Raw genomic sequence first — 10,167 nt, 5'->3', positions numbered from 1 at the left:
TTGATGGGTTTTTCCGTCCACTTAATGTTCAACTTAAATTTTACAATCTGCCATATATTATGGCTGAATGCCTTCCGCACTTCTATTGTCGTGCTCCAGGCGCGGTGGCTAAGTGCCTAACAGAGAAAAGTAATCGCCGCTTACCGCGCCAATCACTTTTCCCATGTTAGTCATCCGCCCCCTTTAAGCGCCTTCCACACTTCTACTGTCGTGCTCCATCCCCGCGGGACTGAATGCCTAGCAAACAAAAAGGACCGCCGCATCCGCGCCAATCCTTTTTGCCATGCTAGTAATCGTCCCTCTACGGGGGATTCCGCACTTCTATTTAACGTGCTGCGCAGTCCCGGGCCTAGTGCATAACAAACACCCGAAGCTGCCGCCTTCGCGCCAACTCCGGGTGCCATGTTATGCATACGGCCCTAATCCGGCCTGCTCCGCACTTCTATTGTCGTGCTCCAGGCGCGGTGGCTAAGTGCCTAACAGAGAAAAGTAATCGCCGCTTACCGCGCCAATCACTTTTCCCATGTTAGTCATCCGCCCCCTTTAAGCGCCTTCCACACTTCTACTGTCGTGCTCCATCCCCGCGGGACTGAATGCCTAGCAAACAAAAAGGACCGCCGCATCCGCGCCAATCCTTTTTGCCATGCTAGTAATCGCCCCTCTACGGGGGATTTCGCACTTCTACTTATGGGTTTAACCGGTTGAGCATCCGTGGGAATGGGATGTTTTCCCGAATGTGGTCTTGGAGGGTAACCCAGGCTAAGAACCGTTCCAGTCCCATTCCAAAACCAGAGTGAGGAACGGAACCGTACTTGCGTAGGTCATCGTACCAGCCGTATTCCTTCTTGCTCAAGCCGTTTTCTTCCAGCTTATTAGTGATGTATTCGTAGTCGTATGAACGTTCGGAACCACCGATAATTTCACCGTAACCTTCCGGAGCCAGTAAGTCCGCACAGATAACTTCCCGGTCGTCTTCAGGGTTAGCTGGCATGTAGAAGGCCTTGATTTCCTTTGGGTAGTTCTTGATGAAGACCGGCTTCTTGAATTGGTCAGCCAGGTAGGTTTCTTCTGGTGAACCAAAGTCGTCGCCGTACTTAACGTCCATTCCGGCTTCTTGCAACATCTCAACGGCCTTCTTGTAGGTAATCCGTGGGTATGGCAGTTCCGTGAATGGCTTCAAGCTGTCGACACTCCGACCAACCATTTCCAGTTCGAGTGGGCAGTGGTCAATCAGGTCCTGAATCAAGTAGGCAACGTATTGTTCTTGAATCTCTTCACTCTCTTCTTCATGGCACCAAGCCATTTCTGGTTCGATCATCCAGAATTCCATCAGGTGCCGCCGGGTCTTAGACTTTTCGGCCCGGAAGGTTGGACCCATGGAGTAAACCCGGCCCAGCGCCATGGCCCCGGCTTCTTCGTATAATTGACCAGATTGTGACAGGTAAGCTGACTGGTCAAAGTAGTCCGTTTCAAATAATTCCGTCGTTCCTTCAGGAGCACTCCCAGTTAATTCAGGGGCGTCAAATTGGGTGAAGCCGTGCTTTTCAAAGAATTCCATCGTGGCCAGCTTAACCCGACTACGGATCCGCATTAATGCCCATGGCTTACGACTCCGTAACCATAAGTGCCGGTTGTCGAGCAGGAAGTCAATCCCGTGTTCCTTATTACCGATTGGGTAGTCTTCACTCTTGCCCACAATTTCAATATCACTGATGTGAATTTCGTACCCAAACTTGGAACGCTTATCTTCCGCAATTTCACCAGTAACGTAAAAACTAGTTTCTTGGTGCAAATCGTGCTTGGCCAGGTCAAAGGTTTCCGGCGTGACATCGTTCTTCCGGATAATTCCTTGGAAAAAGCCGGTCCCATCACGAAGTTGCAGGAAGGCAATCTTCCCACTAGACCGCTTGTCAGTTAACCAAACGCCAATTCGAACTGTTTCACCCACGTGCTTGGGGGATTCGCTGATCGTAATTGTCTCCATCAATACTCACTCCTAAATCAAAATTACAGAATTTGAATGTGTGCACTAGCGCACTTGTCTAACATCTCTTGTGGCCAAACACTGGCTTGAACTTCACCAACGTGGGCCTTGCCAAGCAGCAGCATGCAGAGCCGTGATTGACCAATCCCACCACCAATGGTGTATGGCAGTTCGCCCTTCAGTAACATTTGGTGGAAGGGCAGCTTTTCCCGGGCTTCTTCGCCGGCCTTTTCCAACTGGGACTTCATTGATTCTGGGCTAACCCGGATCCCCATGCTGGAAATTTCCAGCTTCTTTTGAAGGGGTTCGTACCAGAAAATAATGTCACCGTTGAGTTGCCAGTCGTCGTAGTCCGGTGCCCGGCCATCGTGAGGCTTGCCACTGCGCTTCAGCTTATCACCGATCTTCATTACGAAGACGGCACCAAGTTCCTTAGCAATTTTATCTTCCCGTTCCATTGGGGTCAAGTCTGGCCAGCGGTCTTCTAGTTCCTGCGTGGTAACGAAGTGAATTTCGTCAGGAAGTTGGTAAACAGCGTCTGGATAAAGGTACCAGAGTTCTTTTTCAATCTTCTTAATTACCTTGAAGATTTGACGAACGGTGGCCTTCAGGGTTGTTTCGGTCCGTTCTTCCTTGGCAATGATCTTTTCCCAGTCCCACTGGTCAACGTAAATGGAGTGGAAGTTGTCGAGCTCTTCGTCCTTGCGAATGGCGTTCATGTTGGTGTACAGGCCTTCGTGCATCCCGAAGCCGTACTTCTTTAAGGCCATCCGCTTCCACTTAGCTAGGGAGTGGACAATTTCAATAGTTTCGTCTGGCAGGCCCTGCATGGTAAAGGAAACCGGCTTTTCAACCCCGTTTAAGTTATCGTTTAGCCCGGTTCCCTTTTCAACAAACATCGGTGCCGACATCCGTTGCAGGTGTAATTCTTGGCCAAATTCGTCCTGGAAGTTTTCCCGGATAAAGCGGATAGCCGCTTCAGTTTCCCGGATTGACAGCTTTGGATCGTAATCTTTTGGAATAATTAAGTCCATATTTAGCACTCCTCGTAATTCTAATTTGAGGATAAAATAAAAAGCCTTTCATCCCCTGTAAAATCGAAGGGACGAAAGGCTTTATTCCGCGGTACCACCCAAGTTGCCTAGAAATCGGAATTTCTAGACCGCTTTTCGAACGCAAACACGTTCTACCGGTGTGGTAACGTACCGGGGACGGCTGAGCCTACTTTAATCAAACTGATTATTTGGGTCAGCGGCATTGCGAGAAAGTGTTTTTCAAACGTCCAGGGTCGGCCGGTCTCTCACTATCACCAGCTCACTTTACGAATGCGGCGCTTTACTCTTCTTTCTCATCGCTTTTGAAATCTTTAATGATATTCTAACCTGTTTTTCAGAAATTGCAAGACTTTTTTAGAAAATTATTTTTTCGCCGGCCAGGCCATGCGGACTTCATCACTAGTCTGGTGGGTAATGACAAAGCCATTTTGCTGGTAAAAATGAACGGCGCGGGTATTTTTCTGATAGGCGTCTAATTCTAGGTGGTGGTGGGTAGTCTTAACCTGGTTGAGGAGCTGGTAACCAATTTTGTGTCCCCGAAAGGACCGGGAAACAAAAAGACCGGCGATGTAGTCGCCAGTCAGTCCGATGAAGCCCACGACCTTTTCGTGATCATCAACGTAACAGTCCACATCGGCCTGTGAGATCGCGTCCCGGACGGCCGCAGATTGGCCTTCCCAATATGAGCGGGAAATAAAAGGATGGGCATCAAGGTTACCCGCCAACCAGATCTGCATAACAGTATCCAAATCGGTAGGGGTAAATTTTCTAATCATCATTAACGGTCCAAATTCAAATTAATTCGTGACAACTGCCGAAGGATTATCAAGACGAGGATGGCTTCCAGTGGCCAGGAGATAACCTCCTTAGGCAACCGGATTGCTAGCAGGGCGGTAAAAGCCCGGCCGGTGCTGGAGGAAGTCATACTCATTAGGTAGACCCACAGCGTCGTGAAGAAGACGTTGGTTATTAGGATCTGGACGAATTCGTAAATAAAAATTCGCTGCCAGGTGACCTTTTGGTTGTATAAGAACATCCCGGCGATTACTCCAGAAACAAAGGCGGAGAAGGTAAAACCGGGGAAGAACATACTACCCGTATTCAAAATGGTGTTGCTGATGAGGTCATTAACGACCATGGCAGCTCCACCAATCCAAGGCCCGAGGTAATAACCAATTAAGGCGGTAGCAATAAAGCCAAAGCTAAACTTAAGGACGGCCGGATCACCAACCGAAAGTTTGCCGAGGATTAGCTGCAAGGCAACGAGCAAGGCAGCTAACGTCATATGGCGGGTCGTAAAACGGGGACCCGCAAAAGATAGTACTGACATCTTAAGACACTCCCTAAAAGAATTATTTGTTAGGGAACCATCGACGGTTGTCCGTGGTGAATGCGGAAAACCAAAGCAGCCACGCGGCCTCCTTCCAGCGTTCACATTCCGTTTCGCTGGACAATAACTCTGGAGTTCCTACCCCAACAAGGGCACTATACGATAAATACGGATAATTAGCAATGAAGATGAAATGATTTTAATCTAAAACAGAACAATAGCTGTTGATGTACTGAATATTGTTCAATACTTTACAAGTAAGTTTAATTGAAAAAAGTTATAAAAAGTTATAAAATAGCCACAAAAGTTATAAAAAGTTATAAAATGAGGTGGTAAAAATGGAAAATCCATTTAACCCTAGTTTTGGAACAGTTCCGAGTATTTTGTTGGATCGTAACGAACTAAGTACACGGATAGTTAAAGAGCTAAATCGTCATAATTCACCATTTCAGACTTCCTTAATTTATGGTCAACGTGGTGCCGGTAAGACAACTCTGATGACTGATGTTGCCAATGAATTAACTAAGAGTAGTAATTGGCAGGTTGTTAACCTAGTATTAGATGATGATTTATTAGATTCATTATTAACACAATTACGAGAAAAGATGGTTAGCCTAAAGGTTTTTAAGGATCTTGATTTTAAAGTTGAATTTAAAGGCATCCAGGTAAGTACAAGTCTTGGTGGTCACAACCAAGGTGGTGAGTTTCAAACGATATTTCACCAACTATTACAAAAGTTCACTGAAAAAAGGATCCATATTCTAATTACGATTGATGAAGTAGTAGCGACACCATTATTGAGAAAATTGGTGAGTTGTTATCAAATAATGTTGCGTGATAACTTGAATGTCTCCTTGCTAGTGGCGGGATTACCAGAAAATGTATCTGAAATACAAAATGATGATGTTTTAACATTTTTGTTACGAGCTAACCGGATAACGCTGACACCACTTGGTATCGAAAGTATCAAGAATAGTTACGCCCATATTTTTAGGGAGGCGGGCTACCAAATCGATACTGCCACACTGCTCTATATGACTAAGCAAACTAAGGGTTTTGCTTATGCCTTCCAACTTCTTGGCTATTGGGTCTGGCAAATAGCGGAAGAACAGTCACGCCGACGAATTACCAAGGAAACAGTTGATAACATCTTAGACCGCTACACTAGTGACCTCTTTCGAAATGTGTATTATAAGGTCTACCATGGGATGTCAATGCGCGAGTGCGAGTTTGTTCAGGCAATGGTTAAAACAGGAAAAGCGAAGGTGAAGGCCCAAACGATTAGTCAACTAATGGGGAAAGCACCTAACTACATTTCGGTTTACCGCCGTAAATTGATTGATGACCAGATTATCATGCCGGCCGGGTACGGATTCGTCCAGTTTATGCTGCCGTACTTTGACCAATTTATTCAGGAGCAAATGCTGCTGGATGAATTTTAAATAACGCGTAAAAAACCGTCTAACCATCGATGGATTTTAATGGTTAGACGGTTTATATTATTTAAACTTTAATCCGCAATTGCGGCGTTAACCGCAGCAGCTTCCTTTTCCACCAGAGCAACCTTGCTGGCGATGATCCGAATATCCATCGTGATTTCCCGGGTCAGGCCAGGGGTGTTGATCTTTGGTTCAAAGAACTCCTTGAATTCGGCCAGGCGTTGTGGCGTGTGGAAAATGCCAGCCGAGACGGTGATGTAGGAAGCAAATTCCATGTCACCACCGACCGTGTCTTCCAGCCATTGCCAGTCATTCCGGAGCCAACTCCAGGCCGCTTCTTGCCCCGCATTATTAGCGAGCACACCCCGGTACCAGGCACGGAGGTCTTGCGGCTTAATGACCTGGGCATCCTTGTAGTGACCGATGATGAGCTTAATTAATTCAGGGTCAGTCGTTGTTGGGATCGCCATCCGTAAATCGGCCTTGTAACTTGGGTCGGTAGTTTCCTGGTAGGCCGTCAGTAACTGGTCAAACAGTTCTCGGCTACCGTAGTTTTGGACCTCGTTTTTCAAAACCAGTCCCCGGATATCAGCAGATAATGCGGCTAATTGGTCCTGGTTGTCAGTGAAGATCTGGTGGGCCGCCTTAATCGAGTCCACATTGTGGGCGTATAGGGAGGCATTCAGTACGTATGGCCGGACCAGTTGGTCATCGTTACTTTCACCCTGCTTTGGCAACCAGCCCAGCCGGGTGACCTGGTCCTTGCTCAACCGGTCGAAGAACTTCTTCAGCTGGTCTTCTTCAGCTGAACCAGGCTTGGCGAACATCTTCAGGCTGTTAGCAATGTGGTAGAGTTCAGCGTTAACGATGGCAGAATGGCTGTTGGCGAACCGGGTCAGCAACGGAATCAAACTAGCGTATGAAATCTGTTGACCCTCCGCCAGTAAGCGCAGGTCCTGGAGTAATTGCCGCTGGCTAATGTTATCCAGTTCATCGGCGTGGTCCATAATGTCCTTTAATAATTGGTCATCATACTTAACGATGAAGTGGGAATTGTTACCAACGTTGAGGCGGAATGGCTTGCCGTTTTCCTTCCGTAGCTGAGCGTAGTCACCAAGGATGACTTCCTTGTCAGCCATGATCTGTGGTGCCGCGTCGTAGTTAGCGTTCAACGGAATCTGCCACGTCCGGCCCTGGTCTTCACCGTCACCGATGAAGAACTGCTTTTGACTGAGGACTAACTGCCCCTGGTCGTTAACCGCTGCCGTTACGACGGGGTAACCCGGTTGTTCTAGCCAGGACTTCATAATCTCACCGATATTTAGTCCGGAAGCGTCACCGAGTGCCTGCCAGAGGTCACCCCCGGCGGCGTTATTGTACTTATGAGCAGCAAAGTAGTTCTTCAGACCCTTCCGCAGAGCATCATTACCGAGCAGGGCCCGAACCATGACTAGCATCCGGGAACCCTTGGCATAAACAATGGCCGGGTCAAAGATGGAGTCAATTTCAGCCGGGTTGTTAACTTCGACGTGAACTGGTTGCACACCGTCAGTGGCGTCCCGTTGCAGGGCCATCGGTGCTTCGGAAGTTTGGAACAGTTCCCAGATCTTCCATTCGGGGTGGATGGCGTCAACGGAAACGTATTCCATCATGTTGGCAAAACTTTCGTTGAGCCAGAGGTCGTCCCACCACTTCATCGTGACGAGGTCACCGAACCACTGGTGGGCCAACTCGTGGGTAATAACGGTGGCCACGAGTTGTTTCATATCTAGTGAGGTGTTGTCAGGGTCAAGCAGGAGGTAGGCTTCCCGGTAGGTTACCAGTCCCCAGTTTTCCATCGCCCCGGCCGAAAAGTCCGGCAGTGCTAGTTGCCAGGAGTGCGGCAGCGGGTAAGGGGTGTGGTAGAAATCTTCGTAGAATTCAATTGCCCGTTTAGCGATGTCCAAGGCAAAGTCGAGTTCCTTGGCCTGGTGGGCCTTAGTAGCGAAGACTCCGACCTTGACGCCGGACTTGGTCTCCGTTAACTTGCTTTGCAGTTCACCAAAGGCAAAGGCCACGAGGTAGGTGGACATTTTAACGGTTTCATCAAAGTAGTGGACACCGTTAGCCACGTGATTTTCTGGCATATTGGCAATGACCGTTTCACCAGGGTGTTCATCAAACTTAATGGCCAAGGAGAAAGTGGCCTTGGCAGCTGGCTCGTCGACGCTTGGGAAGGCTTGCCGGGCCGCGGTAGTTTCAAACTGGGTCCCGATAATTTGCTTTTGCTCACCGTTAACCTGGTAGTAGGACGGGTAAATACCCATCATGGTATCGGTTAAGGGGGCCGTGTAGTCGATACTTAATTTAACGTCACCAGCGGCCGGTAAGGTAATTTCCAGCGCTTCTTCATCATCCTTAACGGTGAACGGTACGGGCTTTTGGTCGACCGTAACGTCGTTGATGTGCAAGAATTTCTGGTTAACCTTGATGACGGGTTGGCTCGCGTGGCCGTCAATGGTCGTCGTGCCGGCGATCGTCTTATTAGCCCGGTTAATGTCAAGGTAGAGGTCGTAGTGGTCAGGTTGGAAAGCATCCAACAAACGTTTATTTTCTGTCATTAAAAATTCACTTCTTAACTCTTAGGATATCTTAATTATACGGCGGAACGGGGGCGGGGCAAAGTGATAGCTCCGGTAATTAATGGTGGGGGTGTAGAATAGTATGGTAAATGTTTTTTAGAAAGAGAGTGGTGAATGGATGTCGATTGGTCAAATTTTTAACCAAGTCATTGTTATTTTTTTACTAATGCTTCTGGGAGCACTGATTCAGAAACTCGGTTTTCTGCACCCGCAGTCAATTAACGACGTGACGAATATCGTCCTTTACTTTTTGTCGCCGTTAGTAATTATTAGAGCTTTTGAACAGCCCTTCTCCCCGGCCCGTTTTTACCAGCTATTACTTTTAATAGTAGCTGTTTTTTTGACTTATTTTGTCTCAATCTTGGTTGCTAAACTCTTTTTTCACCGGGTGAAAGATCAAAACATCCGGCGGATCGCAACCTACGGCAGTATTTATTCTAATAACGGTTTTATGGGAATTCCCCTGGCCCAGGGGCTTTTTGGTAGTGTCGGGGTCTTTTACGCAGTCGCCTCGATGATCGGCTTTAACGTAATGTCGTGGACGCAAGGGATTGGGATCTTCCAACAACCAACCCAGCGAAAATTTAGCAGCCAGTTTAAGAAAATTATTTTAAACCCTAATATTATTGCCATTATTATTGGCCTGGTGATGTTTACCACCTCCTACCGCTTACCTAAGGTCTTGGCCAGTTTTATTAACTATACTAGTCCGGCCTTTACACCACTGTCGATGATTGTGATTGGTAGTAACTTGGCCAACCTAAGCCTTAAAAATATCCGTTTACCACGGGCCTTGTGGGTTAGTTTACTGGTCCGGAATATTATCTTCCCCCTCCTTGGGGCCGTTATCTTATTGGTAATGGGGATCAGTGGGGTACCACTATTTACGACGATTATCCTCAATGCCTGCCCGGTTGCCGGGTTGGTCGTCCTCTTTACGATGCAGGCAGGTGGGGATGCTCGGCCAGCAACGGTTTTAATGAGCCTTTCCACCATCATGTGCCTGGTAACGATCCCGCTGGTTTACTGGCTTGCCAGTCTTTTTTAAGTAACTTACGAAAGTAGGTCAGGATCGATGGTCATTTGACCGTGATAGTACCGCCGGTCGTGGTTGTTAATCTTACGTAACACCTTAGCGGGGACCCCAACGGCAATTACGTTGGCTGGGAGGTCTCTTGTCACCACGGCACCGGCGCCGACGACGGTATTATCGCCAATCGTGACGCCGGGAACGACAATAACGCCGGCCCCGAGCCAGCAATTTTGGCCGATGTGAATAGGGAGGTTGTACTGGTAGCCCTTTTTCCGTAGCTCTGGCAAAATCGGGTGGTTGGCCGAAGCGAGGGTGACGTTAGGCCCGATCATGGTGTGGCTGCCAACGTAGATATAGGTGTCGTCAACCACGGTCAGGTTGAAATTAGCGTAAACATGATCACCGAACATAACGTGGCGCCCACCGAAATTAGCGTGGAAGGGCGGTTCGATGTAGCAACCGGTACCGACTTCACCGAGCATCTCCTTCAGTAGCTTTTGCCGTTTGTCCGCCTCGGTTGGCAGGGTTCGGTTATATTCATACATTGGTAACTGGGCCTGGACCTGTTTTTTCATGATCGCCGGGTCGTCCGGATTATAAATTTGTTGGTCGTGTAGTGACATAGGATTACCCCTTTCGGTTATTTATCTATATTTCCTAAATTTCAAGAATAAGTTAGCCACTGGACTCAAATAAATAATACTG

General features: G+C 47.9%; 8 protein-coding genes, 1 riboswitch and 1 other annotated feature. Of the genes, 2 read left to right on the top strand and 6 right to left on the bottom strand.

The window, feature by feature from the left end; translation table 11 throughout:
* Nucleotides 1-685: 685 nt before the first annotated feature.
* From asnS to ACI31H_RS03010, 4 genes are all read right to left on the bottom strand, one after another.
* The gene (gene asnS, locus ACI31H_RS03025) at nucleotides 686-1,984 is read right to left on the bottom strand and encodes an asparagine--tRNA ligase (protein ID WP_439770523.1); all 1,299 of its coding nucleotides are present in this window, start codon (nucleotides 1,982-1,984) and stop codon (nucleotides 686-688) included.
* A gap of 23 nt (nucleotides 1,985-2,007) precedes the next feature.
* Nucleotides 2,008-3,018 (bottom strand): aspartate--ammonia ligase, encoded by a 1,011-nt coding sequence (gene asnA, locus ACI31H_RS03020; RefSeq protein WP_439770522.1) that lies wholly within the window; start codon nucleotides 3,016-3,018, stop codon nucleotides 2,008-2,010.
* 64 nt (nucleotides 3,019-3,082) lie between these two features.
* Nucleotides 3,083-3,345 (bottom strand) — a binding site (T-box leader).
* A 56-nt stretch (nucleotides 3,346-3,401) separates the two neighbouring features.
* Nucleotides 3,402-3,818 (bottom strand): GNAT family N-acetyltransferase, encoded by a 417-nt coding sequence (locus ACI31H_RS03015; RefSeq protein WP_439770521.1) that lies wholly within the window; start codon nucleotides 3,816-3,818, stop codon nucleotides 3,402-3,404.
* Nucleotides 3,818-4,369 carry a folate family ECF transporter S component gene (locus tag ACI31H_RS03010; RefSeq protein WP_439770520.1) on the bottom strand — a complete coding sequence of 184 codons (552 nt, stop codon included), beginning with the start codon at nucleotides 4,367-4,369 and terminating at the stop codon, nucleotides 3,818-3,820. The genes ACI31H_RS03015 and ACI31H_RS03010 overlap by 1 nt, the downstream gene beginning before the upstream one ends.
* A gap of 52 nt (nucleotides 4,370-4,421) precedes the next feature.
* Nucleotides 4,422-4,517: riboswitch (THF riboswitch) on the bottom strand.
* A 190-nt stretch (nucleotides 4,518-4,707) separates the two neighbouring features.
* On the opposite strand from ACI31H_RS03010, the gene ACI31H_RS03005 reads away from it, so the two are divergent.
* On the top strand, nucleotides 4,708-5,811 hold the full coding sequence (locus tag ACI31H_RS03005) for an ATP-binding protein (protein WP_439770519.1): 1,104 nt from the start codon (nucleotides 4,708-4,710) through the stop codon (nucleotides 5,809-5,811).
* Between the two features lie 68 nt (nucleotides 5,812-5,879).
* On the opposite strand, the gene ACI31H_RS03000 is transcribed toward ACI31H_RS03005, so the two are convergent.
* A complete protein-coding gene (locus tag ACI31H_RS03000; RefSeq protein WP_439770518.1) occupies nucleotides 5,880-8,408 on the bottom strand; it encodes a M1 family metallopeptidase in 2,529 nt (842 codons plus the stop codon).
* Between the two features lie 139 nt (nucleotides 8,409-8,547).
* Between ACI31H_RS03000 and ACI31H_RS02995 the strand changes: the two genes are divergently transcribed.
* Nucleotides 8,548-9,477, top strand: a complete 930-nt coding sequence (locus ACI31H_RS02995; protein WP_439770517.1) for an AEC family transporter — start codon at nucleotides 8,548-8,550, stop codon at nucleotides 9,475-9,477.
* Nucleotides 9,478-9,482: 5 nt separating this feature from the next.
* On the opposite strand, the gene ACI31H_RS02990 is transcribed toward ACI31H_RS02995, so the two are convergent.
* Nucleotides 9,483-10,085, bottom strand: a complete 603-nt coding sequence (locus ACI31H_RS02990; protein ID WP_439770516.1) for a sugar O-acetyltransferase — start codon at nucleotides 10,083-10,085, stop codon at nucleotides 9,483-9,485.
* Between the last annotated feature and the right edge of the window lie 82 nt (nucleotides 10,086-10,167).

It is taken from the genome of Limosilactobacillus sp., from assembly GCF_051873035.1.
Taxonomy (GTDB): Bacteria; Bacillota; Bacilli; order Lactobacillales; family Lactobacillaceae; genus Limosilactobacillus.
The sequence above is the reverse complement of the archived record's forward strand: the minus strand, read 5'-3'. Positions and strand labels throughout refer to the sequence as shown.

Bases quoted from the DNA above. Each gene is read 5' to 3' on its own strand.
- asnS (WP_439770523.1), bottom strand. From the start codon at position 1,984: ATGGAGACAATTACGATCAGCGAATCCCCCAAGCACGTGGGTGAAACA.
- asnA (WP_439770522.1), bottom strand. From the start codon at position 3,018: ATGGACTTAATTATTCCAAAAGATTACGATCCAAAGCTGTCAATCCGG.
- ACI31H_RS03015 (WP_439770521.1), bottom strand. From the start codon at position 3,818: ATGATGATTAGAAAATTTACCCCTACCGATTTGGATACTGTTATGCAG.
- ACI31H_RS03010 (WP_439770520.1), bottom strand. From the start codon at position 4,369: ATGTCAGTACTATCTTTTGCGGGTCCCCGTTTTACGACCCGCCATATG.
- ACI31H_RS03005 (WP_439770519.1), top strand. From the start codon at position 4,708: ATGGAAAATCCATTTAACCCTAGTTTTGGAACAGTTCCGAGTATTTTG.
- ACI31H_RS03000 (WP_439770518.1), bottom strand. From the start codon at position 8,408: ATGACAGAAAATAAACGTTTGTTGGATGCTTTCCAACCTGACCACTAC.
- ACI31H_RS02995 (WP_439770517.1), top strand. From the start codon at position 8,548: ATGTCGATTGGTCAAATTTTTAACCAAGTCATTGTTATTTTTTTACTA.
- ACI31H_RS02990 (WP_439770516.1), bottom strand. From the start codon at position 10,085: ATGTCACTACACGACCAACAAATTTATAATCCGGACGACCCGGCGATC.